Origin of the sequence: Neobacillus sp. SM06, assembly GCF_050496765.1 — a bacterium.
In the GTDB taxonomy this organism is placed as follows: domain Bacteria; phylum Bacillota; class Bacilli; order Bacillales; family Cytobacillaceae; genus JAEVLT01.
This window is the reverse complement of sequence record NZ_JBNWEO010000015.1, coordinates 221,135-247,088: the sequence shown is the minus strand read 5'-3', so window position 1 is coordinate 247,088 and position 25,954 is coordinate 221,135. Positions and strand designations below refer to the sequence as shown.

Genomic DNA, 25,954 nt, shown 5'->3' with positions numbered 1-25,954 from the left:
CCGACTGGCGAGTCTCTAAGGACCCGTCGTGCGTTCAGAATTTATGGATATAAATTCTGATTAGCTAAATAGAAGGAATGCCTGGCAAAAGCCAGGCATTCCTTAGTTTTGGGCTTCTTGAAAATACTCCTTGTAGTATCCGCCCACTTTTCCGGTGTTATCAATGATGAAATAAAATTCATCTGTTTCATTTTTAACTTCATAGTTTTTCCCTACAGTCAAGGCGCGATCGACGATATATTTTTTGGCATTCGTATGGACGCAGGTCACTACTTTTGCTGTTTTCCGCTCCTGCCACGATAAATGGATCATTCTTTTCATCCTTTCAGCACATGTTCATTTTTATTATAATAAAGAAACTTGGGTTTCATCAACCATATTCAGCGGGTGCCGAGGAACAATGGTAAGCTTCGCTTTTTTTCTTACAGAGGTAATTTTGTTTTGTTCAAATGTCAGGAACTCTCCAGTAAGAATGTTCTTCATGGTTATATACGTGCTGCCACAAATTGCATCCATCCGCATGAATTCAAGATTATCGTAAAAATGATTGTCATAAAAAAGTTCAAAACATCCTTCTTCCATCAATATTTCCATTGTAAACCCTTCTTTCTGTTATGATGGCAGTTTTTCTTTACCACCATGCAGAGTTGTTTCAAACCTCGAAATAAATTTTTAGAAAAAAATTTAGTGGTTTCCCTTTTCAAGTACACCAAAAAACATTATAATATTAAAAACTGAATATTTAATCCATTTTCCGGGGAGGCATGCAAGAAGTGAAAATTATGTCAAACGAGCAATTGGTGGTCACGTATCGCGATGCATTGAAGTCTGGAAATGAAAAAGAATGGATTAAGCTATTAAAGGATGAAATTCAACGAAGAGGATTAACGCCTTTTAAAAAGAGGCAATAAATTTATAAATAAAAACCAACAACGAATTCGTTGTTGGTTTTTATTTAACCAATATAGGGAAAAAAGAGGGTTACTTTTGTTCCGCGTCCTTCTTCACTTTCAATCTTGATTGACCCATTTGCTTTATCGATAAGCTGCTTGGCAATCGCGAGGCCAAGCCCGGTTCCCCCTTTTCCCCTGCTTCTGGCTTTATCAATCCGGTAAAAACGATTAAAAACATTGGAAAGATGTTCAGACGGAATACCAATACCTTGATCTTGTACGGAAATCACAGTTCCTTTTTCTGTTTGGTTCGCCTGGATCACGATTTTCTTTTTATCTTCGGAATAGTTAATTGCATTATCGAGCAAAATGATTAAAATTTGCTGAAAATACTGTTCCGACATCCAAATCGGTTTCAGTTGATCAGAAAACTGAAGTACAAATTGAAAATCGGGATGGAGAATATCAAGATTTTTCACTAACTGCTCAAGGATCGATTTGACATCAACCATTTCTTGGGATAGAGAACTTCGGGCATTCTCCGCTCGTGTTAAATCCAGTAAATCGACAACCAATTTCTTTAATCTTGCCACCTCTTGCAGCGAAGCTTCAAGCGATTCATCAAGAATTGCCGGATCCTTTTTTCCCCATCGGTTTAATAGCGACAGGTGTCCTTCCAAAATAGAAACAGGTGTTCTCAGCTCATGGGAAGCATCTTCAATGAACTGCTTTTGCTGGGTAAACGCAGCTTCAAGTTCATCCATCATTTCATTAAAGAGGTTTGAAAGATCTGTCAATTCATCCTTCTGTTTGTAAACAACCATTCTTTCCTGAAACCCATTTTCTTTAATTTTTTTCATTGCTTTCGCTAACTCGCGTACTGGCTTTAACAGTTGTTTTGCCAAGAAAAAGCCACTGATCGCACTTAAGAGAATTGCTGCTAATCCAAAAATGCTCATAATCCAGAAAAGATGATCCATCATTTTCTGATACGAATTCAATTCCCTGACGATTTCAATTGTACCTTGGAAATGAACCGTCTTTAGCGGTTTTTTTTCAACAATCGCTTCATATTCCCCTGTTGATATTTTCTCGAGACTGCTTTTGGTAACAGGTTCCGGTTCAAGAACAGAAAAATGACCATTTTTGTCCGAAACAATGACGGTGCCTTTTTGGTCATAAATGCGGATCAGCTGATCTTTATCATTCATTTTTCTTAAAAAATCTTCACTTTTGACTATCTCTGTTGCAGTCAGCTTGTCTTCGCGATCCTTATAATATGTCGCAATATCCGTCATTGTCCGGTTAACAACTTGTTCTTCCCGTTTCATCATCAGTTTCGATACTGAATTGTATTCTAGAAAACTAAATAAAAAAAACGTTAAAAAGATGGCAGTTGAGCTGCTTAAAATGAGTTTTGTCTGCCAACGCATCGCTTGTGACCGGTTGGATAAATGGTTTTTCATCTCATCACATATCCAGTGCCGCGAACAGTTTGAATATAACTTCCTTCGTTCTGTTCATCAATTTTATTACGCAAATAGCGCACATATACATCGACAACGTTTGTTTCGACACCGGTCTGATAGCCCCATACCTTGTTGAGCAGGACTTCACGAGATAGCACAATATTAATATTGCTCATAAAGACGACAAGCAAATCATATTCCCGCTTTGTTAGTGCGATCTGCTTTTCTCCCTTTGTAACGATGCACGATTCCAACTCAACGGATAGATCTTTAAATGTCAAGACAGTAAGGTGGTTTCCAGTCAGTGCATCAACCCTTCTGAGGAGCGACCTTAATCTTGCGAGCAGCTCTTCAATCGCAAACGGTTTGATAATATAATCATCTGCACCGCTATCCAGCCCGGATACTCTGTCTAGCACAGTATCCCGAGCGGTAATCATGATAATCGGCACCATTTTATTTACTTGGCGTATCCTTCGACATACTTCCAAACCATTTAATTCCGGCAGCATCAGATCAAGCAGAATAGCATCCCAGTTTTCTGATAAGGCTGCATTAAGACCATTTCTGCCATCACCAAAAACACTTGCATCGTACCCTTCATACTTCAGTTCCAATTCAATAAATCTTGCTAAATTTTTTTCATCCTCTATAATCAAAACTTTCGGCATAAGGCTCACTCTCATCCTCAAATTTACTATCTTTATTTTAACTGATGTCTATCTTGAATCAAAGACAACAATGCATGAACAATCTCAATCGATTGAAACGAAAGCAAAGATATTGCTGTTACCGAAAAAAAGCCTACCATTAGTAATCGTCCCCATAACATTTTCCATTCCTCCTTTAGATTTTTTGCCAGCATCGGTAAAATCATGGGATGAATGATCTGTCAATACTGCATCGGACATTATTGGTCTTACCTATTATTGTAAGATGAAATGATTAAGTTTGAATGAAAAGCAAGTGAGAATTTAATAAAAGCTCAAATATAGTAAATAAGAAAAACACATGCAGGGAGTGCATGTGTTTCAAAAAGAAAGCTGTTCATTATTGGTCAGATGGATTTATAGCAGCAACAAAATCCGGCATCTGAGCAATAATGAAATCGATTGGGCCGTCCGTCCTCGATGATCAAGCCTTCTTAACTATGTCTTCATGTTAGCAACCTTTACAAAGAGAACAATGAGAACCAGATTAAAATTTGATTAGAAATGGTCTTCAAACGAATTGTGGACGGATCGATAAGATCTCCAATTGTTCTGCAACCTTTTTAGCAGCCTCTTCATGCGTATCAGCATATATGTGGATAAAGTCTCCAACATATTCCTGACGCTTATGATCATATTTTGGATCATAATAATCTTCCAACAGAATTTTTATCATGTTCGTGTATTCCCGATTTTCAAGATAGGTTAGAAGTTTTTGAACCAATTCACGATCTTTCATTCTTGGGAAGATTCGGTCCAAGTTTTGTTTCATTTCATTATAATACCATGGAGCCTGTTCGTATGGATAAATATATTCGTTTGCGATATGCTGTACTCTTGCCTCCATGGAAGTTTGCAAATAAATATGGATGCCGTGAAATTTTTTCGTCATTAGCTCTTCCGGCTGTGTTGCCTTACCAATTCTCTTGCTTTCTGCTTCCATTAGAAAATATGGAGCCCCCTCGATTTCTTTCAGCCGTTTAAATAAGAGCGAATCAAATGTTTTTTGATTGTGGCCTTCTCCAAGCCCCACCGTTCCGAAGATCGAGCCACGGTGTGCTGCCATTTCTTCCAAGTCTAAGACAGGATAGCCCATCGTATTCAGCAATTTTAAAATTTCCGTTTTCCCCACACCGGTAAGCCCGTGAAGAACAATCGCACGCTCAGGCAGCATGCGCGGGATTTCTTGAAGAATGTATTGGCGATAGGCTTTGTATCCCCCAGCTAAGCGCTTTGCACGAATACCGGCAAATTCGAGAAATGTGACGACTGCTTTGCTTCGCATTCCTCCTCGCCAGCAGTGGATAATCGGCTGATCACCAGAATTGGATCCTGTGTCTTTAATCGTTTGCAGCATGTTGGGGATTTTTGGCGAAACAAACTCCATCGCTCTCCATTTGGCTGCCTCTTGACCGACTTGTTTATAGATTGTACCGATTTCTTGCCTTTCTTCATCCGTAAATAATGGTATATTCATCGCACCGGGAATCGACCCATCTTTAAATTCAATTGGAGAGCGTACATCGATAATGACGGGCTGATCTAATTGGTAAAGTTCTTCAATCGTTATATCTTTCAATTTAAATAACGCTCCTCATTTTTGATTACTTATTTTAAAACAAAGAAAACTTCCATTGTTGGAAGTTGTTTATCGATAATTCTTATTATAATATAATGAAACGTATTTTTGTACTTCAAGACCTTTTTCTTTATATCTGTCTACAATTAAGAATTTCCCATTTTTTTCTTTTTAAGCTTTAGATTTAATCTTTTTTTGTTTTTGCTGCAAAATTGGCTCCGGTTAATTTTTCGATCGCCCGGCAAAATCGTCTCCACTCTGCTGGATAGCAATCCGTTCCCTCACTGTAATAAATTTTCTCGCTTGTTACTAATTTCACCGTCCAGTTCGTATCCCCAAGATGAATTCCTTCTGATGTGGCATACAATGGCTGCCATTCCCAAATTTTCATATTGAAAATTTCACTTTTGAATTCATTAAAATCCCCTGGATTTTTTGGTAAAAATGAATTTTTTCCTTCTTGCCTCGGAAGGTTTCTCCATTCAAAGTAGGTAAATCTTTTTTTCGTAAAGTTGACATTGACTTGGTAACAGATACCCTGCTCCACTTCAAGAGTAGCCACTAAAAAAAAGGGCTTTTTGTCAGGAGCAATTGAAATCTCTCCCTCTTGAATCTGAAATAAATCCTTTTTTCGATTGATAATTGATTGAATATGTACGGGTAATAAAAGGTTTTCAAGATCGGATGAAAGTCTGCGATTCACTTCAGCACAAATTGATGAAATCGTCATCGATCCATTGTCTTCTAGAATTGAAATAATTGTTTCAAAATCTTTCATAATTCATCACCCTTATTTTGATACCGATTTAGGAAGCACGATCATGCCAATAACCAAATTATACAAAACCAACATCTATTCCGCTGTAACAATTCGCACGTTATTCCATAAAAAAACCACTTTTCGTCGAAAAAACGAAAGTGGCTGAAAATCTTTTTATCTAGGCACAGATTGCAACACGGACAGCAGTTTTTCCATTGTTTCAAAATCATTTTTCGCAAACAGCTCAACAATTTTGCTTCCGACAATTACGCCGTCACAATAGTTTGTTAGTTCAATAATTTGATTTTCACTTGAAATCCCAAACCCGGCAAGAACAGGCAGCGGGCTAACTTCCTTTACCATTTTTAAAAATTGAATCAATTCTTCATCATACGAATTTCGTACACCTGTAATTCCCTTTACCGTTACGGTATACAAAAATCCGTTTCCCCTGTTTGCAATTTGTGCGATCCTTTCTTTAGGTGTTGTCATTGTGACGAGGCGGATCAATTCAATATTTGCTTCTGTTAGTTCCGAAACGATCAAATCCTCTTCCTCAATTGGCAGATCCGGAATAATACATGCTGCAACTCCGGCCTTCTGCAAATCCTGAACGAAGGAACTTGCACCATAACGATAAACCGGATTCATATAGGTCATGACAATAATTGGAACCGTTACTAAATCTTTTCCTTTCTCCAATTCGTTTAAAGTGTTCCTTAAGCTTGTTCCTGCTTTTAGTGCACGAATGCCCGCGCTCTGAATGGTCGGCCCATCTGCCACCGGATCTGAGAAAGGAATCCCCACTTCAATTGCCGTTGCTCCCATTTTTTGCAGCAGAACCAATCGGTCAATTAGACAGTCAAGACCCCCATCTCCGGCCATGATATAAGGAACAAAAGCCTTTTGCTGGTTTCGTTTCAATTGAGCGAATGTTTCCGTTAGTTTATTGACCATTTGTTTTCTCTCCTTCCAGCACTGCTCTGACGGTATCGACGTCCTTATCTCCTCTTCCGGAAAGGCAGACAACAATGCTCTCTGATTCTTTCATTTGCGCTGCAAGCTTAGTAGCATAGGCTATGGCGTGTGCACTTTCAAGTGCAGGGATAATACCTTCAAGTTTTGTTAAAAGCTGAAATGCTTCGAGCGCCTCCTGATCAGTAACCGAGGTATAAATAGCACGGCCAATTTCTTTAAAATAGCTATGCTCTGGCCCAACTCCCGGATAGTCAAGCCCGGCGGAAATCGAGTGGGCTTCCATCACTTGCCCGTCTTCATTCTGCAAAAGATACATCAATGCGCCGTGCAGTACACCCGGACTCCCTTTTGTCAAAGACGCTGCATGGAAATTTGTTTCGATCCCTTGGCCGGCAGCCTCCACGCCGTACAGTTTCACGTCGTTGTCATCGACAAATGGGTAAAACATTCCCATCGAGTTGCTGCCGCCGCCAATACAAGCAACAAGAGCATCCGGAAGCCTGCCTTCTCTTTCATAAAACTGCTCTTTCGTTTCGTTACCGATCACACTTTGAAAATCGCGAACGATCATAGGAAACGGATGGGGACCCATTACCGATCCCAATAAATAGTGGGTATCATCCACATTTGCAACCCAGTAGCGAAGTGCCTCATTTACTGCATCTTTTAAGGTTGCGCTTCCTGTTGTTACTCCTACAACTTTTGCTCCAAGGAGTTCCATCCGAAAGACATTCAATGCCTGCCGTTTAATGTCTTCCTCGCCCATAAAAATAATACATTCAAGATTTAGCAGGGCGCACACAGTGGCAGTTGCAACACCGTGTTGGCCAGCACCGGTTTCCGCCACAATTTTTCGTTTACCCATCCGGACGGCAAGCAGTGCCTGCCCAATCGCATTGTTAATTTTGTGGGCGCCTGTATGGTTTAAATCCTCTCTTTTTAAATAAATTTTTGCACCGTTTGCGAATTTTGTCAGATTTTCAGCAAAGTAAAGCGGTGTTTCCCGGCCAACATACTCTTTTAGTAATCGCTCAAACTCGGCTTGGAAGGCTGGATCCTTTCGGGCGCTTTTGTAAGCTTCTTCAAGTTCTGTTACTGCCCGCATTAATGTTTCCGGAACGTACCTGCCGCCAAAGATGCCAAAGTGGCCTTTTGAATCCGGTAATGTATATGCACTCATTTCAATTTCCTCCTATTTTACTGCCTTAACAGCTTCGATAAACTGTTTGATTTTAGCTAAGTCTTTTTTTCCGTTTGTTTCTACCCCGCTGCTGACATCAACCATGTACGGATGGACCTGTTCGATTGCCGAAACGACATTGGTTTCATCCAGGCCACCTGCAAGGATTATTTTTTTGGATGAAAGTTCTGCCTGGCCGGCCATCATCCAATCGAAAGCTGTGCCGTTTCCACCGCGATATTTTCCCTTTGGCCCATCCAGCAATATAAAGGAACAATCAAATCGGTTCACCTGTTTGAAGTCTTCCATTTTTTCAATACTTAAAGCTTTGATTACCGGAAAGGAAAGGGAGTTGCAAAATGCCGGCGACTCTTCCCCGTGCAGCTGAATATGGGTCAAACCAACAGATGCTGCAGTGCTCTCAATTTGTTCTTTCATTTCATTTACAAAGACGCCAACCTTCATAATCTTTGCCGGCAGCTGGTCGATGATTGACTTTGCTGTATCGCGGTCCACTTTTCGCTTGCTGTCAGCAAACACAAAGCCAAGAGCATCTGCACCCTGTTCGACTGCAGCAAGTGCTGTTTCCCTGTCTGTGATTCCGCAAATTTTCACCTTCATTTCACCTGCTCCTTTACGTTCAAGTTGCGAAAGGAGCCAAGGAGCTCGCCAAGTTTTGCGCTTTTCATCAATGCTTCTCCGACTACAATGCCATTGGCCCCTGCTTTTTTGACTCGAAATACGTCTTCTCGATGATGAATTCCACTTTCGCTAATAAGTATTGAGCCGCTTTCTTTAATAATAGGAGCAACGTTTTCAACCGTTTCAAGCGATACATGAAACGTCTTCAAATCACGATTGTTAACGCCGATTAGTTTTGCACCTGTTTGGATCGCCCGTTTCGCTTCTGCCTCATTATGGACTTCAACTAAAACTTCAAGTCCAAGCTTTTTTGCATAATTGTAAAGTTCTTTAAGCAGATTGTCATCGAGCGCCGCAACAATCAATAAAATCAAATCGGCTCCATTTGCAGACGCAGCATCGATTTGCACCGGATCAATAATAAAATCCTTGCATAATACGGGAAGGGAAACAGCGGTTTTAACCGCTTTTAAATCCGCAAACGAGCCTTTGAAAAAGGTGGCGTCTGTTAATACGGAAATCGCTGCCGCCCCATTTTCTTCGTATTTTCGCGCCTGTTCAACCGGATTCGCTTCGTTGTTGATGACTCCCTTGGAAGGGGAAGCGCGCTTGAATTCCGCAATGATCCCGAACGCTTCCGGCTCCTCCAGCTTTTTAATAAGCGATCTTTTTTCGGCTTTCGCTTGCGGAGTTGATCCATTCTTTTTCTTCAAAAGCTGCACTTCTTTTCTTTTTTCATTCAGTATTTTTTCAAGGATTGTCTCCACTTACATTGCCTCCTTTTTGTGTCCTTGGGATTTTTCAATCAATCGCTGGAGTTTTTCATAGGCAGCACCGGACTCAATGCTTTCGTTTGCGATTTTTATTCCCTCCTGAATCGTTTCTGCCTTCATTGCTGTAAAAATACCAATTCCAGCATTTAACAAAACCGTATCAAGATATGCACCCTTTTCTCCTTTTAAAACTGATAATAAAATTTTGGCATTATCTTCGGCATTCCCGCCTTTAATGGCTTCGTTGTTATACCGGGAAAGACCAACTTCCTCAGGATAAAAAGAGCGCAATTGAATTGTCTGATTGTCTAAAATCGCAAGATGGTTTTCACCTTGCAGGGATGCTTCATCCATATAGCCGGCGCCGTTGATCACCGTTGCCCGCTTTCGTCCTAGAGTTCGCAGGACTTCAGCAAATGGTTCAAGCAAATCACGGCGGTAAACACCAAGCAATTGATAGTCAAGGTCAATCGGATTTGTCAGTGGACCGATAAAATTAAAGATTGTTGGAATTTTTAATTGTTTTCGAACTGTCATTACTTTTTTCAATTTCGGATGAACATGAGGGGCATATAAAAACGCAACTCCGATGTCCTGTAAAATTTCCTCTGTTTCCTCTGCTGGCAAGCTTAGGTTTACGCCAAGGAATTCAAGGACATCCGCGCTCCCCGTTTTACTTGAAATGCTTCGATTTCCATGCTTTGCTATCGGAATGCCTGCCCCCGCGATGACAAAAGCGGATGTCGTGCTAATATTAAAACTCGAGGAGCCATCCCCTCCTGTTCCGCAATTATCCAGAACATTCGGAAACTTATTCTTAAATTTTAATGTATTTTCTTTCAGTGCACGGACAATTCCGGCAATTTCTTCGACTGTTTCCCCTTTTGCCTTCAATCCCATTAAAAAAGCGGCAATTTCACTTTCTGAAACATCCTCTTGCAAAATGACTTTAACTGCCTCTTTCATTTCGTTTTCGGTAAGCGATTGTTGATCAGCTAATCGAAGTAGATATTCCTTCATTGTTCTTCATCCTTTCTGCTAATTGAATAAAGTTTTTTAACATTTGCTTTCCTGTTGGAGTTCCAATCGATTCCGGGTGAAACTGAAGACCATATACAGGGTAAGTCAAGTGCTCAATCGCCATCACTTCACGGTCGTCCATTGAAAGCGCCGTACATTGCAACTGTTCCGGCAGACTGCTCTTTTCGACTGACAGCGAATGATAGCGCATCACTTCTAAAGGGCTTGTTAAATAATCAAACATACGACCAGAGTGGGTAATGAAAGATGTTTTTCCGTGTTTTATTGTGGAAGCTTGCTTAATTTTTGCTCCAAACGCGTATGCAATGGCCTGGTGTCCGAGGCAAATACCCAGTATGGGAATTTCTTTGTAAAAAGTTCGAATCACTTCTACACAAATTCCGGCATCTTCCGGTCTTCCGGGACCCGGGGAGAGAATAATTGCTGCTGGTTTTAGCTCTTTAATCTGCTCAATTGTTACTTGATTGTTGCGAAACACCTTCACTTCTTCGCCTAATTCTCCTAAATATTGATAAAGGTTGAAGGTAAAGGAATCAAAATTATCAATTAGTAAAATCATTTTCCACCCTCCAAAAAGGATCGCATTTTATTTATTGTTTCTTCATATTCCATTTCCGGGTTTGAGTCATAAACGATTCCGGCGCCGGCCTGAATATAAGCAGTGCCTTGTTTTAAAATCATCGTCCGGATCGCGAGTGCAAAATCCATATTCCCATTGGAAGAAAGATAGCCGATAGCGCCTGAATACAACCCGCGTTTTTTCTTTTCTAAATGATTAATAATTTCCATTGCACGAATCTTTGGCGCTCCGGAAACTGTTCCAGCTGGAATGCAGGCAGCTAGTGCGTCCAATGCCGTTTTGCCATCGGAAAGCGTTCCGCTGATTTCTGATACAAGATGCATGACATGGCGAAACTTTTCAATTGTTTTGTATTTTTCAACCGCAACCGTGCCGAATTGGCAGACACGACCAAGATCATTTCGTCCCAAATCAACAAGCATTTTATGTTCAGCCAATTCTTTTTCATCATTCTGCAGTTCATTTTCCAAAAAGCCATCTTCTTCGCAAGTCTTCCCCCGTCTTCTTGTTCCGGCAATGGGGTTGGCGATCACGGTTTTCCCTCTAGTCTTTACAAGGCTCTCCGGTGAGGAACCAATAACGGTATACTCTTTAAAATCAATGTAAAACATATATGGCGTTGGGTTATTGGCACGATGCTTACGGTATAAAGACAATGGCGATCCGGAAAAAGCTGATTTCATCCGCTGCGACAAGACAACTTGAAAGATGTCTCCGGCAACGATATGTTCCTTCGCTTTTACAACATCGTTCATAAATTCTTCCTTGGTTGTTTCCGGTTCAAATTCGGCAAAAGAAACGTCCTCCAGCTCACAGTGTTGAAGCGGCTGTTTTAATTCATCAAGCCTTTTTTGAACCTTTGCCTCCAGCCGGGATTCACTTTCATCGTTTTCACTAGCAGCAACAATAAAAACTTTTTCCTCTAGGTGATCAAATACAATTACTTCTTCATAGATCATTAAGTGGGTATCCGGCATGTTTAATTCATCTGGGAGAAGTTCACCAATTTGTTCAAACTGGCGAATCACATCATATCCGATATAGCCAACTGCACCGCTCAGAAATGGAATTGGAAGTTCATCCAAATTTCGGAAAGACAAGAGGCTTTGAAGGATTTCTAGCGGATTTCCCTTTACTTTTGTTCGTTCCCCTGAGCGAGTTACGATTTCACAGCTATCGCCATTTGAAAAGAATTCCTTTGCCGGATTAGAGCCAATAAAGGAAAAGCGGCCGGACTCGCTGTATTTATGCGAGCTTTCCAGCAGGAATTTCTTTTCACCGGAAATTTTTTGCAATATGGCAATGGGTGTCAACGTATCCCCTTTTAATTCTCTGATCAGGTAATCGGTTTTTGTTTTCATCTCTTAGCTCTCCTTATAAAGTAAAACTTCAATCAGTGTGGATTTACTTCCATTTTCCACTGATTGTTACTTGGGATAAAAGAAAAATCGCCCTCTATATGCATAGTGCAATTATGCATATAGAGGGCGATTCTTGATCGCGGTGCCACCTCTTTTCGAAGCAGGAATTCCTGTTTCCTTTTTCGGACACGGGAGCTTTTCGTCCGATGTCCTATCCTTTTAACGGCGGAGACCCGTGCAGTCCTACTAAAAGTTCAAACTGCCACTTGCAAGCCCATTCCTCAAATTCTTTCATACCGGATTTCCACCATCACCGGCTCTCTGTAATGATTGAATAAGTGTACTCTTCTTGCGCAACGTTTTATTGTTATCCATTTTTTGTCTCTGTTTCCTGAGGACACTGTTTATATTTCCCGTATAAAACAGAAAGAGCCCTCCATCCAAAAAGGACGGAAGACCCGTGGTGCCACCTTCATTAGCCGTAATACGGCTCACTCTACCAGTATCAAAGCTGTTTGCTTGAATACCTGTCTCATGTAACGATGAGATTTTCGCCAAAGCCTACTTGCCTAAACGGGGGTTCGGTTTGGAGCTCCGAAGTCCATTCACCATCACGTCTACACTGATTCACACCAACCATCAGCTCTCTTTTCGTATTCGCGAAAGCTACTACTCTTCATCAACGCTTTTATTCACTTCCTGAATGAGTTTATCTTAAAATACATTCTGATATCTGTCAAGACTAATTTTCAAATTTTCGAAACAATCATAGTAGTTTCAATAGTTTTTGCCTCCATACATCGGCAAGTGCCTCAACCGATAAGATTTTTTCCACACCTGCGGTATTTTTTTGATCATGAAAGAGAATGTGGTTTGCAAATAGGACAGAAACCCGGTTCGGCTCTTTTTCAAGCCATTCAATTTTCGAATCAGCGTTTATTCTCCCTTCTTCCAGAACCCGTAAGAAATAACCCGTGTAACCTGTTTCAACTAGCCGATTTAAAAAGTTCTCCTCGAAGTTGAATTTTGAAATGGTCAAGCACGGGATTCTCCCTTGTGTTACTTGGATAACTGCAGTACCGATCTGAAAAATATCGCCGATGCATACATCCTTTTCCATCAACCCGGATGCCGTAATATTTTCCCCAAGTGCGGGAGGTGTTAAAAGCTTGCCGAACTGTTTATTCCAAAAGGAATAGTGTTCAAACGGATAGAAGCAAACGGCACGGTCGACACCGCCATGAAATTCCACATTTTCTACACCATCACCAATAAATCCGTCTTTTTTCAATTCCGCTGAAAAAACAGTTTGTTTTCCGATTCCAGAGCGTTCAATGTTTTTTCCCCATACAAATTCGCGAGGTTTTCCAACTGCCAAATTAACTATTTCCGGTGTTGTCATTTAATCTCCCCTGCTTCCATTAAAAGGATTCGTTCTCTTTTGTTATTTTAAAATAAAACAGCCAATATTAACATTAGCAAAACGAAAGAAAGCGGTGAAATTTTTCCGATGGAAAATATTGAACAATTATGTTCGAGTTCAGTGACTGCAAAAAAGCAGGGAACAAAAGGGAAAAATAAGTCTGGAGAAATCGCAAAGCAAAAATGGGCGATCCTATCCTTGTCTTCGATTCCGCTTGTCATGACATTGGGGAATTCCATGTTAATTCCCGTATTGCCATCAATGGAAAGAAAGCTATCGATTTCATCGTTTCAAACAAGCATGATCATTACGGTCTATTCCATTGTCGCCATCCTGCTTATTCCATTGGCCGGCTATCTCTCAGACCATTTGGGTAGAAAAAAAGTTATTATCCCAAGTCTAATCATTTCGGGGATCGGGGGGCTTATCTCCGGTCTTGCAGCTTGGAAAATGAATGACGCATACGTGGTGATTTTAATTGGGAGAGCTTTGCAAGGTGTCGGGGCTTCGGGAGCTTTTCCGATTGTTCTTCCACTTGTTGGTGATCTGTTTCAAAACGAAGATGATGTCAGCAGCACACTTGGATTGATCGAAACGTCCAATACATTTGGCAAAGTGCTAAGTCCCGTATTAGGAGCATTTTTGGCCGGTTATAGTTGGTTTTTGCCGTTTTTTTCGATTCCTATTTTCTGTGCGATTTCGACTCTATTGGTAATCTTTCTTGTCAAATGTCCGAAAACTGCTGAAAAACCATTGCCATTTAAACAATTTCTCGCAAATTTAAAAACGATTTTTAAGCAAAAAGGACATTGGCTATACGCCATCTTTTTTATTGGCGGAATCCTTATGTTTGTCCTTTTTGGTGTTCTTTTCTACTTATCGGAGATTTTTGAAACAGAATACGGAATTAAAGATCTGAAAAAAGGCTTTTTTTTAGCCTTGCCTTTAGGGGCACTTTGTCTTGCCTCCTATATAACAGGGAAAATGATCAAGAAAAACAAAATTTTAATGAAATGGCTAGTATTGGCTGGAATTGTTTTGACTGCTTCAGCAATTGCAAGCCTGTATTTCTCGATCAAACTTTGGTTTATTATTTCCATGTTTTTAATTGCCGCGGTCGGAATCGGAATCGGCCTGCCCTGCCTTGATTCATTAATTACGGAAGGCATTGAAAAAGAAGAACGGGGAACTGTTACGTCTATTTATAGTTCGATGCGATTTATTGGTGTCGCTGCCGGACCTCCCGTTATTGCCTTGTTAATGAACTATCCTTTTCATTGGATCTTTGTGATTCTCAGCAGTGTCTCTGTTGTGGCCGGCATCGTTACCCTTCTGGCCGTTCACCCCGGTATGCAGCAGCAAAAGCAAAAGCCGGAAAACTAAAGACGTTTTCCGGCTCTTACTTTTTTACTTAACAGGTTTTTTTAAGAATCCCAATAGTAACGCTGTTACAATGGATCCGATTAAAATGGCTAGCGCATATTGCAGGACGCCGCCCTGAACAAGCGGTACAACGAAAATTCCACCGTGTGGTGCCCGGAGTCCAATTCCGAATGCCATGGATAAAGCACCTGAAACGGCTGAACCTATCATGATCGAAGGGATTACGCGAAGCGGATCAGCTGCAGCAAACGGAATTGCACCTTCTGTTATAAAAGAAAGCCCCATTACATAGCATGCTTTGCCTGCATCACGATCTTCTTTCGAGAATTTATTTTTAAACAAAGTTGTTGCAATTGCAATGCCAAGTGGCGGAACCATTCCAGCAGCCATAATTGCAGCCATCGGCTGATAAACTCCGCTAGCAAGCAAACCTGTTCCAAAAACATATGCCGCTTTATTTACTGGACCACCCATATCAAAAGCCATCATTAAGCCTAAAATAATTCCTAAAAGGATCGCATTTCCTGTACCAAGCCCGGTTAGCCAACTGGCGATTGCTTTGTTTAACAGTGCAACCGGCTGGTTGACAACAAAGTGCATAATAAATCCGGTAAGCGCAATACCGAGTAACGGAAACAATAGAACGGCCTTTATTCCTTCCAATGACCGAGGCAGATTTGCAAAAGTCCTTTTCAAAAGATTTACAATGTAACCAGCAAGAAATCCGGCAATCAATCCGCCAAGGAAACCGGCGCCGCCGCTTGCTGCCAACATCCCGCCAACCATACCGGGTGCAAAACCAGGGCGGTCTGCAATACTCATCGCAATGAATCCTGCTAACACAGGGACAATCAACGCAAACGCATTACCGCCGCCGATGGTCATGAGGGCAGCAGCAATCGGATTATAGGAAGGATCTCCAGGCTTTGCTGAATTATAGCCAAACATAAAGGAGATCGCAATAAGGATACCACCGCCAACGACAAATGGCAGCATGTTGGAAACACCATTCATCAAATGTTTATAGAAACCAGTTCGTGTTTCTTTTTCTTTCCCTGACTCTCCCTGTTCACTGCTTCCTTGATATATTGGTGCATCCTGTTTTACTGCGCGATGGATTAACTGTTCCGGTTTGCGAATCCCGTCAGCAACTGCCGCCTGAATCACGTGCTTTCCTTTAAAGCGATCCATTTGGACATTGATATCGGCAGCAATGATAACTGCTACAGCATTTTCAATCTCTTCAGTTGTGAGCACATTCTTTGCCCCACCGGAACCATTTGTTTCCACCTTAATCGGTATGCCCATCTCCGCTGCCTTCGCCTTTAAGGAATCCGCGGCCATATACGTATGGGCAATCCCTGTAGGGCAGCCTGTTACCGCAACAATCAAATTTTGTTTTGCAGAAACATCCTGCTGTTCAACCTCTTCATGGTCATACTTGTCAAACACCGTTATGACATCATCGGCTGATCTTGCAGCCATTAATTGTTCGCGTACTTCCTTGTTAATCAGCAATCCGGATAGCCTTGCAAGGGCTTCCAAATGGGTATTATTAGCTCCTTCCGGTGCGGCGATCATAAAGAACAAATGGGCAGGCTGGCCATCCAATGACTGATAATCGACCCCGCCTTCAGATTTACCAAAGGCAATTGCTGCTTTTTTAACCGCTTTCACTTTAGCGTGAGGAATCGCGATCCCGTCGCCAATTCCTGTCGTGCTTTGCTCCTCGCGTTTTACAATTGCCGCCTTAAAATCAGCTTGATTCGTAATCTTTCCAGCTTGATACAAGGTATTGACTAATTGATCAATCGCTTCGGGCTTTTGATTCCCTTTTAAATCCAGCAAAATCGTATCTTTTGTTAATAATTCTGTAATTTTCATATCAATTCCCCCCCAGATTTATTTCTTTAATATTCACTTGAGGCAATAGCTCCTCAACTTTCTTACGGGTACAAAGTCCCAATGAAAATGCGGTCGCGCTTCCCGCAGCGACACTATACCGGAAAGCTTGTTTGTAATTTTCGTCATTTTGATACTCTGCCAAAAAACCTGCGACCATCGAATCTCCTGCCCCAACTGAATTCTTCACTTCTCCTTTTGGTACAGAAGCAATGTAAGCGAAATTGTGATTAACAAATACGGCTCCTTCTCCCGCTAGTGAAACAATGACATTTTCTGCCCCCATTTCAATTAGCTGGATTGCGTAAGGAATCACCTCTTCAGGACTGGTAATAACGGCATCAAACAACTCACCTAGTTCATGGTGATTAGGTTTAACAAGAAATGGCCGGAATGGCAAAACTTTTTTTAACAGCTCTCCTTCAGCATCCGCCACAAATCTTGCATTTTGTTGATTGCAGATTTTTACAAGTTTTTCATAGGTATTTGACGGAAGGCTTGAAGGGATGCTTCCAGCTAAAACCAATAGATCGTCAACTGTTAATTGGTGAATTTTTTCTTTTAACAGTTCAAAATCTGCTTCAGTGATCTTCGGGCCATTTGCATTTATTTCTGTTTCCTCACCTGTTTTTAATTTAATATTAATCCGTGAGTCGCCGGAAACCTTAATAAAGTCGGTCTCAATCGTTTCACTTCGCAAATATTCATCTATATAACTTCCGGTAAATCCGCCATTAAATCCAAGCGCTTTGCTTGCCACCCCCAATTGCTGCAAAACTCTTGAAACATTGATTCCTTTTCCCCCCGGAAATTTTTCCTCATCAATGGTGCGGTTTAAACTTCCAAGCTGAAACACATCAAGTTTCACGATATAATCTACAGAAGGATTTAAAGTCAAAGTATAGATCATGTTGTCACTACCTTTACTGTCGTTCTTGTTTCATACTGATGCCGAATTTCATCTGCTAGTTGATTCGTTATGATTACTGCTTCTTTTATATCGGCGATTTTTGCAAAAGCAATTTCATTGAATTTTGATTCATCCGCTAATACAAATACTTCACGCGAAAGCTGCATTGCTTTTTGTTTCACATATGCCTCTTCTTGGTCAGGTGTGGTAAAACCAAATTCAGGGTGAATACCATTCACACCCATAAAGCATTTATCAAAACGATATTGGTCAAGGCTGGCCAATGCACCTCGTCCGATGAGTGCTTTTGTAATATGTTTTGCAAATCCGCCAATCAGATACGTAGGGATGCCTTTATTAATCAATGGTGTTACATGTGTTAATCCGTTTGTAACGACAACGATATCTTTTACAGTTAGAAAATTGATCATTTCTTTAATTGTTGACCCTGCATCAAGATAAATGCTGTCGCCTTCTTCCACTAAACTTGCAGCATATTGAGCGATTAGTCTTTTTTCCTGAAGGTTTTTGGAAGCTTTCACTACCATGCTCGGTTCATCGAGCTTTCCCTGTAGTCTGGATGCACCTCCATGAATCCGCTTTAAGTATTTCCCCTCTTCCAATTGGGAAAGATCTCTTCGAATTGTTGATTCGGAAGCATTTGTCAGTTCTACCAAATCCTGAATCTTGATAATATTTCTTTCTTTTAAAAGCTGTAAAATTAATTGATGACGCTCTGGCGTTAACAATTTACCACTACCTTTAATTTTTGTTTCTGAATCCATCTTACTGAAACCGATTGCAAAAATCAATCATTTTCTTTCATTTTCTATTAAATTATGATTAATTTTGAACGTTTTTGGAACTTTATCTACTTTTCTGGAAATTTACTTTTTTAAGATGTCCTCCATCGTTCTATAAAAAAGAAAAGCAATGTATGAGTAGAACTCTTTATTTACTCTTTCAACCCATTAGAGATCGTATCCCGCTTGATAATAATCCTTCCAGAAAAATTAATCAAAAAAATTTTATTTTTATAGTGAAAAATGATTTAAAATATGTTATATTAGAAAAGGTCGTTCGATATTATATATGCGGGTGTGGCGGAATGGCAGACGCGCTAGATTCAGGTTCTAGTGGGGGCAACCCCGTGGAGGTTCAAGTCCTCTCATCCGCACTTTGTCCTACGGGAAGTAGCTCAGCTTGGTAGAGCACCACGTTCGGGACGTGGGGGTCGCAGGTTCAAATCCTGTCTTCCCGATCTCGTTTCAATTACATATACGCGGGTGTGGTTTAATGGTAGAATTTCAGCTTCCCAAGCTGACGGCGGGGGTTCGATTCCCCTCACCCGCTCCATGTTGGAGAAGTACCCAAGTGGTTATAAGGGGGCGCACTCGAAATGCGTTAGGGCGGGCAACCGTCGCGTGAGTTCGAATCTCACCTTCTCCGCCATACATAAAACGTTTATTTATCCGCTTAAAAAAGCGGATTTTTATTTTATTCTGTAACCTTTACTCGTTCAGATTGTTTCTCATCAAATAGCAGTGAATCATTACCTAAATGAGTATAATAAGAAAAGGAAAACTATACAAAAAGGATGATTGGATGAATATTACAGGACATACAGTCGAGAAATTAGAAGATCCGTTTGGACTGTTAGCGGGTGAGCGGTTTGAGTATTTTCTTGACATTGAAGTGGATGAGGATGATGAACTTTATTCAGCAGACGGCATTGGCTTAAAAGTTATTTTTGTAATCGATCAAAATGAGACTAAGCTTTCCCATTACCATTTCTACGAAAAAGAAACCGAAAAAGTCCTTGATTTTGCTCTTGAAGACGAGGAAGAACAGTACGTACGGGATTACTGCTTGCAACATAAAGATGAAGCAGAATTGAAAGAAAACTAGCCGATTGACGAGCCTTGGCGGTTCATGAGGCATAGTTGCCCTTCGTGCTAATCAGAATTTATGGATTATAAATTCTGATTAGCAAACAAAAGACAGGGAATCCCTGTCTTTTGTTTTATTGATCACATGAAATTTTTACTATAGTTTGCAATAACCGGTAGCTCTCTTGTAGTTAAAGTCATTTCGCTTTTGCAGATTGGACAGAGGGGCACTTCGCTGCTTTTAAAATTATCGCGAACCCAGCACTTGCATTGATCAGAATTGCATTTCCAAATTTTTGTTTCCTCCAACTTGATTTCCTCTTCATTTCTTCTGCCAAATGCCAAATTGGCCACCTCCACATGTTTTAACTGACATTCCCAAAGAAAAAATCGCACCCGCACTTGTGTTGTGGAATCAATATCGCCCACAAATTCGTGCAGATACGACTACATCCTAAATATAGACGAACATCTCTTGCTCTTTTATTATAGCGTATTTCTGATTAAAAATCAAAAATATATCTTACCAAAAAGCGATAGTTTTCTCAAGCAATTTTTTCTACAATTTTCTACGATGTTCATAATAGCGAAAACCTATGATGCAGATTGACAGCCAGGCTCCACCAGCGGTATAGCCGCCAACAACATCACTGGGATAGTGAACCCCTAAATAAATCCTGCTAATGCCGATAAACAGAATAAAGAGCGCCATTAAAACAATCCCAAATGTTTTCGCACTCTTTTTGCGGGCATAATGGAGTATGATATAGGCGATCGCCCCATAAAAAATAAAGGATCCCATTGAATGTCCGCTTGGAAAGCTATAACTAGTTTCGGTAATAAGCCGGTGAAGGTCCGGGCGCTGACGTTTAAAAATATTTTTTAATAGCACATTGAATAATGAACCGACACCACTTGATAGAACAAAAAAGATTCCAAGAGACCACTTCCTCTTAATAAAAAGAAAAAGTGTCCCTGCGAGTACGGCAAAAGTTAACCATTTTACCGATCCCAAAAACGTAAATGTCAACATGACATCTGTCAGCACAGGCGAAATTTGGGACTGGACTGCTCCGATAACTTGGTTATCAAAGGCTGCAAGTTTATTCCTACTCATCTCATTCGCTATCAGGATAAAAGATATAATGAAAAAGCAAAAAATTAAAAAAACATATAAAAGAAAAAGCAGATTTTGTTTCGCTGCATTTTTTTCCATGCAAACACCTCCAATTCAATAGTATTGCATTTAAGGCAAAAAAAGAAAAGAATGATTTGATCACAAATCAGTTCTTTTCTTTTTTGAACCAAAATCGTTTCCTTTTTATGATATCCGCTGCTATATTTGACTACGCTTGCTTTTTTACACGGCTTGCTGTTTTCCTTTTCGGTGCAGCTTGTTTTTTTGGTTTTGTCCGGTCGATTGATGCCTGAAGGGCAGCCATTAAATCGGTAACATTTGAAGCCGTTTCTTTGACTGTTGGTACAACGGTTTCTTTTCCCGATCGCTTTGCCTCAATCAATTCCAACAATGCTGTTCGGTAATCATCTTGATATTTATCCGGTTGAAAATCTGTCGTTAATTGGTCGATAAGTAAGATGGCTGTATCCAGCTCTTTTTTCGTCACATTCTCCCCTGCCGGTATACTCGGAACGTCTGCTGCTTTCCTCACTTCATCCGGGTAATGAATGGTTTCCATTACAAGGGTATTTTCAAAAACACGGATAATGGCAAGTTGTTCTTTGGAACGAATCACTATTTTGGCAATTCCAACTTTTTGCGATTCTTCCAAGGCTTTGCGAAGCAGTGAGTATGCTTTGTTTCCACCCTCACTTGGCGACATATAGTAACTTCTATCATAATAAATCGGATCGATTTGTTCCATTCTTACAAAATCAATGATCTCTACTGCTTTTTCTTCCTTTTCTTTCCGCAGTTTTTCCAAATCTTCTTCGTCCAGGACAACAAATTTCCCTTTTGTGTATTCATAGGCTTTGACAATGTCTTCATTGGCGACTTCTTGTTCACAAACAGGGCAAATTTTTTCATATTTAATTGGGGTATGACATTTATTGTGCAAGTTGCGCAATTTTATATCTTTATCTTCTGTTGCTGCATGGAGTTTGATTGGAATATTGACAAGTCCAAAGCTGATGCTGCCTTTCCACATTGTATGCATTCTTTTATCCATCCTTTTTTCTTTTAGTATTTGCCTTCATCCCAATGGCATGCCATTGAAAGATTTGGAAAACCGAATGAATTGAACATTCGTTACGAAAACTAAATGAAATGAAAAGGAAAGGAAAGGATACAAGTCGGATGAAGCCAATGCTCCCTACTCTGAGTTTTACTGTGCCGGAAAGACCCAATTGGTTTTATGAAGTAAAATACGATGGTTTTCGCGCCATTTTAACATGGGATGAAGACCACCTCGATTTCAATAGCAGAAATGAAAAATCATTGCTCGGGCTTTTTCCGGAGCTTAATGACTATTTTCGCTCAAATGAATCAAGGTTCCGCCCCTTTTTCCCACTTGAGTTGGATGGAGAACTTGTCTTGCTGGAAAATGAATACAAAGCCAATTTTGCAGCAATCCAAATGCGCGGAAGAATGAAATCAGAGCAAAAAATCCGCTCGCTCGCAAGCAGCAAGCCATGCCGATTTCTCGTTTTTGACCTTTTGAAAATAAACGGAACTTCTTTTAAAAAAATCCCATACATCAAGCGAAAAGAGCGGCTGAACGACTTGTTCAATGAAGCCGGGCTGCAAACCGCTGTCAGCTTGGATAACAACCAGCTGCTTCAGCTTGTCGAGGCTTCATCTGATTTTCAAACAGTATGGAGAAAAGTTGTTTCCCATGACGGTGAAGGCATCGTTTGCAAACAAAAAGAAAGCATTTGGGAGGAAGGAAAACGATCGAATCAATGGCTTAAATACAAAAATTGGAAGTATGTCACATGCTTTGTAACAGCTTATGATAAGAAAAACGACTATTTTGAAGTATCTGTGTATCACCATCAAGATATTTTTCGCATCGGCCAAGTATTGTTTGGATTTAAACCGGAAGAAAAACAAGCATTAAAGCAAATCATTCTCGAAAACAAACAGAAGGAGGATCAGCACGTTATTTTTGTTCATCCTGCCATTTGCCTAGAGATAAAATATTTAGAGGTTTATGAAAAAGAATTGCGTGAACCGCATTTCCACCGTTTTCGCTTCGATGTTAAACCGGAGGATTGTACATTTGAGCGATTTCAAGCACAGCAGCGTAGTCCAACGATTTCACTTGAATTCACTCACCCTGAAAAACCTCTTTGGCGCAGTCTCGGGATTTACAAACGGGACTACCTTGATTATCTGCAAGTCGTCTCGTCGTATATGCTTCCCTTTTTAAAAGACCGGTTGTTGACTGTTATTCGGTATCCTCACGGAATGGACGGAGAACCATTTTATCAGAAAAATTGCCCGGATTATGCACCTGATTATATTCAAACTCAGACTCATGAAAACATCAATTACATTTTGTGCAATAATATCGAGACACTTGCATGGCTTGGCAATCAATTGGCGATCGAATTCCATATACCCTTTCAGACAATCAAAAATTCAGGGCCAAGCGAAATCGTCTTTGATTTGGATCCACCCACAAAAGACCATTTTCACCTTGCAGTTAAAGCGGCATTGGAAATCAATACCGTCCTAGAGCAATTGAACATTAAGGCATTTGTGAAGACTTCGGGAAACAAAGGATTGCAAATTTATCTTCCACTGCCGGATAACACTTATTCATATGAGGACACACGAAAGTTCACCAGCTTTATCGCTGACTATCTCGTTTCCCGCGATCCTGAATCGTTTACAATCGAACGGCTAAAGAAAAACAGGGGCAAACGGCTGTATGTCGACTATGTTCAACATGGGGCAGGAAAAACGATTGTGGCACCTTATTCGTTACGAGGCAACGAGTTTGCCGGGGCAGCAACACCATTGTTTTGGGATGAAATCAGCCAACGCCTAAAGCCGGAAATGTTTACAATGAGAGCGATTTTAGAACGGATACAAAAGAAATTAAACCCTTTCCAAGACTATTTTGCCGTAAAAGCAACCCAGCCATTTGACCCCGTCCTTGAGTTTTTAAAAACAAAAGGATAAGGCCGCCCTTATCCTTTCATTTCCGTATTTAAAAATGTTTGCACTTCCGCTTGTAACTTTTCATACGCTTTTTGTTCCGTAAATTTCGTTTGACTGGAGACAACGAAAGATTGCTTTGCAAGATCAACTTCAACCACAGCCTGATAAACATATGTTGCATTGCCAATCAAGTCAATCCAGTATTTGTTGTCATTTTGATGAACAACACATTGCACTTTTCCGCCATTGTTGTATACATTTATGGGCTTTTCAAAATCATTTAAATCATTTAAACAGGTGACAAGTGATGAAGCGGACATTGCAGTGCCGCATGCATTCGTAAACCCAACACCGCGCTCGAATGTACGGACATAAATATGTCCCGGCTTGAGCCAATTCACAAAGCTGACATTCACACCGTCAGGAAACCATTTGTTCGGCCCATTTACGATTTGGCTTAAATCTTTTTGCAGATTGGAATCAAGCTGCGCTTTCTCTACTATGGCAACAATATGCGGATTTGGAACAGCTAGTGCCGTAAAAGCAACTTCTTCTGTCAGTTCTGGAATTGTTTCATTGCGCAAAGATTCCTGCGGAAGCTGCAGCGGTAAATCGGACAGCTTAAACGAAACCGGAGAAATTTCCACCTGGTATGTTGCAACATCGGGAAAAATTTCTTCCTGTTTGCTGACCTTTAAATCAGCTTTCATTGTTTCGATGATTGCTTCTTTTTTCTGTTTCATTTCACATATATATCTGGCAACAAGGCGAAGCCCATTCCCGCACATCGACGCTTCGGAACCATCCGCATTAAAAATTCTCATTCTGCCATCGGCATGACTGCTGTCCATGATATACAAAATTCCATCTGCGCCAAGATCCGATTCCCGATTGCAGAGCAGCCGGGCAAGCCCGGCTCTCTCCTGTTCTGTAAATGAATAACGGTTCGTTAATTCATCAATTAACAAAAAGTCATTGCCTGACCCGTGACATTTTAAAACGTCAATTTGCACGAAAAAAACCTCCAAAAAAAACATGATCCTAATTTTATCAAATAGTTGTTGCTTGAACAACCAATGTGGTAGTTACAATTCAACCGGGTCTGTCTCAACACGCAGAATCTGATTCGACCAATTTAACGCTTTTTGATAGGAAGCCAGTACATCGGTTTCCTTTATTTCAAAATGCAGACAAGCAGCAGAGAGCTTTTGCCAGTCCCCTTTTTCCACTACTATCGCTATGTCCAAAATATCCTTCAGTTCATTTTGCTTTCCAGTTAATGCGTCACAAATACGATCATCAAGAGGCAGCTCGCTTACGATTTTTTCCATCGGCAGCTTTAAAAGTGCGTCCATTAAAGAGTACAAACCGGTAATAAAATACGAAGCAGCTGGAACATCCTTTTTATGAAATGGCGATAGAAGCTCACAGCACTTGGCTCTGACAAGCGCTAGTGCAATCATCTCCTTAACAGCATCATTTCTTTTTTCAATTGTCTCCCGTACCGATAAAATAGAGATCCATTTCTTCATCTCAGTAAAGCCAAGCAAAATAACAGCCTGGTGAATTGACTTGATTTTCTGCTTTGGTCTTAATCCAGGCGAATTGATTAATTTCAGCAATTTATAGGACAAAGATAAATCCTGCTCAATCAACTTACTGATGATTTTTGGATTTGGCTCACTTCCTGATAAATGCCGCATTATTTCATAATATGTATAAAAATACGTTGGCACAACCTTTGAAGAAACAAGTACAGGCTCAGCGAAAAAATACCCTTGAAAATAGTGATATCCGGCCAGACAAGCCTGTTTATATTCTTCTCTTGTTTCAATTTTTTCGGCTAGCAGCTGAATGCCAGCGCTTTTTGCTAATTTTTCAATGTTTCTTCTTTCCAAACTGGACGACTGTCTAAAATCGACTTTGATTATATCCACATATCGGATCAGTGCATAAAAAAATGGATTTTTTTCGTTCATCACAAAATCATCTAATGCAATCGTATATCCCATTGCTTTTAATTCCTGGCAAACTTCCAAAAGTTCAAGACTAGGCTCCACATTTTCCAAAATTTCAACAACAATTTCCTTGGGTTTGAACATTGTCGGCAGCTTCCGTTTTAATAATTTTTCGGTAAAATTAATAAAGCATGGCTTTCCATTCGACAGCTCGTCAATACCAATATTTAAAAAACTATTAATGATGACATCAGCTGTGGCATCATCCCCGTCTATGTCTGGAAAGTGGTTTTCCCCATTATTTCGATATAGTATTTCATATGCGTAAACCCTTTCATTTAACGTAAAAATCGGTTGCTTCGCTACGAAGACCTCCATCCACATCACCCAATCT

Annotated in this window: 27 protein-coding genes, 4 tRNA genes and 2 other annotated features; of the genes, 8 read left to right on the top strand and 23 right to left on the bottom strand. The window is 40.5% G+C overall.

The window, feature by feature from the left end:
* Nucleotides 1-102: 102 nt before the first annotated feature.
* Both ACQYAD_RS10830 and ACQYAD_RS10825 read right to left on the bottom strand, forming a co-directional pair.
* Entirely contained in the window at nucleotides 103-312 is a 210-nt protein-coding gene (locus ACQYAD_RS10830; protein WP_430238070.1) for a DUF6501 family protein, read from the bottom strand.
* 33 nt (nucleotides 313-345) lie between these two features.
* The gene (locus ACQYAD_RS10825) at nucleotides 346-594 is read right to left on the bottom strand and encodes a hypothetical protein (RefSeq protein WP_430238069.1); all 249 of its coding nucleotides are present in this window, start codon (nucleotides 592-594) and stop codon (nucleotides 346-348) included.
* A 188-nt stretch (nucleotides 595-782) separates the two neighbouring features.
* Between ACQYAD_RS10825 and sda the strand changes: the two genes are divergently transcribed.
* Nucleotides 783-911, top strand: a complete 129-nt coding sequence (gene sda / locus ACQYAD_RS10820; RefSeq protein ID WP_430238786.1) for a sporulation histidine kinase inhibitor Sda — start codon at nucleotides 783-785, stop codon at nucleotides 909-911.
* A gap of 44 nt (nucleotides 912-955) precedes the next feature.
* Here the strand turns inward: sda and ACQYAD_RS10815 are convergent, their stop codons facing one another.
* The 13 genes from ACQYAD_RS10815 to ACQYAD_RS10755 form a co-directional block, all read right to left on the bottom strand.
* Nucleotides 956-2,359 carry a HAMP domain-containing sensor histidine kinase gene (locus ACQYAD_RS10815; RefSeq protein ID WP_430238067.1) on the bottom strand — a complete coding sequence of 468 codons (1,404 nt, stop codon included), beginning with the start codon at nucleotides 2,357-2,359 and terminating at the stop codon, nucleotides 956-958.
* Nucleotides 2,356-3,033: a response regulator transcription factor gene (locus ACQYAD_RS10810; protein WP_430238065.1), complete on the bottom strand. Its 678-nt coding sequence runs from the start codon at nucleotides 3,031-3,033 to the stop codon at nucleotides 2,356-2,358. The genes ACQYAD_RS10815 and ACQYAD_RS10810 overlap by 4 nt, the downstream gene beginning before the upstream one ends.
* Before the next feature lie 32 nt (nucleotides 3,034-3,065).
* Complete coding sequence (locus ACQYAD_RS10805; RefSeq protein ID WP_430238063.1) at nucleotides 3,066-3,194, bottom strand: hypothetical protein; 129 nt, start codon at nucleotides 3,192-3,194, stop codon at nucleotides 3,066-3,068.
* Nucleotides 3,195-3,583: 389 nt separating this feature from the next.
* On the bottom strand, nucleotides 3,584-4,651 hold the full coding sequence (gene mnmH / locus ACQYAD_RS10800; protein ID WP_430238062.1) for a tRNA 2-selenouridine(34) synthase MnmH: 1,068 nt from the start codon (nucleotides 4,649-4,651) through the stop codon (nucleotides 3,584-3,586).
* Nucleotides 4,652-4,835: 184 nt separating this feature from the next.
* On the bottom strand, nucleotides 4,836-5,429 hold the full coding sequence (locus tag ACQYAD_RS10795; RefSeq protein WP_430238061.1) for a hypothetical protein: 594 nt from the start codon (nucleotides 5,427-5,429) through the stop codon (nucleotides 4,836-4,838).
* A 156-nt stretch (nucleotides 5,430-5,585) separates the two neighbouring features.
* Nucleotides 5,586-6,368, bottom strand: coding sequence for a tryptophan synthase subunit alpha (gene trpA, locus ACQYAD_RS10790; RefSeq protein ID WP_430238060.1), 783 nt, complete (start codon nucleotides 6,366-6,368; stop codon nucleotides 5,586-5,588).
* Nucleotides 6,358-7,569: a tryptophan synthase subunit beta gene (gene trpB / locus ACQYAD_RS10785; RefSeq protein ID WP_430238059.1), complete on the bottom strand. Its 1,212-nt coding sequence runs from the start codon at nucleotides 7,567-7,569 to the stop codon at nucleotides 6,358-6,360. Before trpB ends, trpA begins: the two co-directional genes overlap by 11 nt.
* Nucleotides 7,570-7,581: 12 nt before the next feature.
* Nucleotides 7,582-8,190, bottom strand: a complete 609-nt coding sequence (locus tag ACQYAD_RS10780; RefSeq protein WP_430238058.1) for a phosphoribosylanthranilate isomerase — start codon at nucleotides 8,188-8,190, stop codon at nucleotides 7,582-7,584.
* On the bottom strand, nucleotides 8,187-8,978 hold the full coding sequence (gene trpC, locus ACQYAD_RS10775) for an indole-3-glycerol phosphate synthase TrpC (RefSeq protein ID WP_430238056.1): 792 nt from the start codon (nucleotides 8,976-8,978) through the stop codon (nucleotides 8,187-8,189). The genes ACQYAD_RS10780 and trpC overlap by 4 nt, the downstream gene beginning before the upstream one ends.
* Nucleotides 8,979-10,004, bottom strand: a complete 1,026-nt coding sequence (trpD, locus tag ACQYAD_RS10770; RefSeq protein ID WP_430238055.1) for an anthranilate phosphoribosyltransferase — start codon at nucleotides 10,002-10,004, stop codon at nucleotides 8,979-8,981. It abuts the gene before it with no gap.
* Nucleotides 9,976-10,584: an anthranilate synthase component II gene (locus tag ACQYAD_RS10765; protein ID WP_430238054.1), complete on the bottom strand. Its 609-nt coding sequence runs from the start codon at nucleotides 10,582-10,584 to the stop codon at nucleotides 9,976-9,978. Before ACQYAD_RS10765 ends, trpD begins: the two co-directional genes overlap by 29 nt.
* Nucleotides 10,581-11,966, bottom strand: a complete 1,386-nt coding sequence (gene trpE / locus ACQYAD_RS10760; protein WP_430238053.1) for an anthranilate synthase component I — start codon at nucleotides 11,964-11,966, stop codon at nucleotides 10,581-10,583. The genes ACQYAD_RS10765 and trpE overlap by 4 nt, the downstream gene beginning before the upstream one ends.
* A gap of 119 nt (nucleotides 11,967-12,085) precedes the next feature.
* Nucleotides 12,086-12,332: a binding site (T-box leader), on the bottom strand.
* A 76-nt stretch (nucleotides 12,333-12,408) separates the two neighbouring features.
* Nucleotides 12,409-12,658: a binding site (T-box leader), on the bottom strand.
* 74 nt (nucleotides 12,659-12,732) lie between these two features.
* On the bottom strand, nucleotides 12,733-13,368 hold the full coding sequence (locus ACQYAD_RS10755; RefSeq protein WP_430238051.1) for an MOSC domain-containing protein: 636 nt from the start codon (nucleotides 13,366-13,368) through the stop codon (nucleotides 12,733-12,735).
* 108 nt (nucleotides 13,369-13,476) lie between these two features.
* On the opposite strand from ACQYAD_RS10755, the gene ACQYAD_RS10750 reads away from it, so the two are divergent.
* Complete coding sequence (locus tag ACQYAD_RS10750) at nucleotides 13,477-14,772, top strand: MFS transporter (protein ID WP_430238050.1); 1,296 nt, start codon at nucleotides 13,477-13,479, stop codon at nucleotides 14,770-14,772.
* Nucleotides 14,773-14,796: 24 nt separating this feature from the next.
* Here ACQYAD_RS10750 and ACQYAD_RS10745 read toward each other — a convergent pair whose 3' ends face one another.
* The 3 genes from ACQYAD_RS10745 to ACQYAD_RS10735 are packed head-to-tail and all read right to left on the bottom strand — an operon-like array spanning nucleotide 14,797 to nucleotide 18,333.
* The gene (locus ACQYAD_RS10745; RefSeq protein ID WP_430238048.1) at nucleotides 14,797-16,656 is read right to left on the bottom strand and encodes a PTS fructose transporter subunit IIABC; all 1,860 of its coding nucleotides are present in this window, start codon (nucleotides 16,654-16,656) and stop codon (nucleotides 14,797-14,799) included.
* A 1-nt stretch (nucleotide 16,657) separates the two neighbouring features.
* Complete coding sequence (gene pfkB / locus ACQYAD_RS10740; protein ID WP_430238047.1) at nucleotides 16,658-17,584, bottom strand: 1-phosphofructokinase; 927 nt, start codon at nucleotides 17,582-17,584, stop codon at nucleotides 16,658-16,660.
* The gene (locus ACQYAD_RS10735) at nucleotides 17,581-18,333 is read right to left on the bottom strand and encodes a DeoR/GlpR family DNA-binding transcription regulator (RefSeq protein WP_430238785.1); all 753 of its coding nucleotides are present in this window, start codon (nucleotides 18,331-18,333) and stop codon (nucleotides 17,581-17,583) included. Before ACQYAD_RS10735 ends, pfkB begins: the two co-directional genes overlap by 4 nt.
* 345 nt (nucleotides 18,334-18,678) lie before the next feature.
* On the opposite strand from ACQYAD_RS10735, the gene ACQYAD_RS10730 reads away from it, so the two are divergent.
* From ACQYAD_RS10730 to ACQYAD_RS10710, 5 genes are all read left to right on the top strand, one after another.
* Nucleotides 18,679-18,761 (top strand) — tRNA-Leu (locus ACQYAD_RS10730).
* A gap of 10 nt (nucleotides 18,762-18,771) precedes the next feature.
* A tRNA-Pro gene (locus tag ACQYAD_RS10725) sits at nucleotides 18,772-18,845 on the top strand.
* Between the two features lie 21 nt (nucleotides 18,846-18,866).
* Nucleotides 18,867-18,940: transfer RNA gene (locus tag ACQYAD_RS10720), tRNA-Gly, on the top strand.
* A gap of 4 nt (nucleotides 18,941-18,944) precedes the next feature.
* Nucleotides 18,945-19,036 (top strand) — tRNA-Ser (locus ACQYAD_RS10715).
* 153 nt (nucleotides 19,037-19,189) lie between these two features.
* The gene (locus ACQYAD_RS10710; protein WP_430238046.1) at nucleotides 19,190-19,492 is read left to right on the top strand and encodes a DUF6509 family protein; all 303 of its coding nucleotides are present in this window, start codon (nucleotides 19,190-19,192) and stop codon (nucleotides 19,490-19,492) included.
* 122 nt (nucleotides 19,493-19,614) lie between these two features.
* Here ACQYAD_RS10710 and ACQYAD_RS10705 read toward each other — a convergent pair whose 3' ends face one another.
* The 3 genes from ACQYAD_RS10705 to ACQYAD_RS10695 form a co-directional block, all read right to left on the bottom strand.
* Nucleotides 19,615-19,818, bottom strand: coding sequence for a cold-shock protein (locus tag ACQYAD_RS10705; protein WP_430238044.1), 204 nt, complete (start codon nucleotides 19,816-19,818; stop codon nucleotides 19,615-19,617).
* A gap of 214 nt (nucleotides 19,819-20,032) precedes the next feature.
* Nucleotides 20,033-20,689 (bottom strand): phosphatase PAP2 family protein, encoded by a 657-nt coding sequence (locus ACQYAD_RS10700; RefSeq protein WP_430238043.1) that lies wholly within the window; start codon nucleotides 20,687-20,689, stop codon nucleotides 20,033-20,035.
* 130 nt (nucleotides 20,690-20,819) lie between these two features.
* Nucleotides 20,820-21,650: a Ku protein gene (locus tag ACQYAD_RS10695; protein ID WP_430238042.1), complete on the bottom strand. Its 831-nt coding sequence runs from the start codon at nucleotides 21,648-21,650 to the stop codon at nucleotides 20,820-20,822.
* Nucleotides 21,651-21,790: 140 nt separating this feature from the next.
* On the opposite strand from ACQYAD_RS10695, the gene ACQYAD_RS10690 reads away from it, so the two are divergent.
* Nucleotides 21,791-23,623, top strand: coding sequence for a DNA ligase D (locus ACQYAD_RS10690; RefSeq protein WP_430238041.1), 1,833 nt, complete (start codon nucleotides 21,791-21,793; stop codon nucleotides 23,621-23,623).
* An 8-nt stretch (nucleotides 23,624-23,631) separates the two neighbouring features.
* Here ACQYAD_RS10690 and dapF read toward each other — a convergent pair whose 3' ends face one another.
* Nucleotides 23,632-24,615, bottom strand: coding sequence for a diaminopimelate epimerase (gene dapF / locus ACQYAD_RS10685; protein WP_430238039.1), 984 nt, complete (start codon nucleotides 24,613-24,615; stop codon nucleotides 23,632-23,634).
* Nucleotides 24,616-24,687: 72 nt separating this feature from the next.
* Nucleotides 24,688-25,944 (bottom strand): EAL and HDOD domain-containing protein, encoded by a 1,257-nt coding sequence (locus tag ACQYAD_RS10680; protein WP_430238784.1) that lies wholly within the window; start codon nucleotides 25,942-25,944, stop codon nucleotides 24,688-24,690.
* Nucleotides 25,945-25,954: the final 10 nt, after the last annotated feature.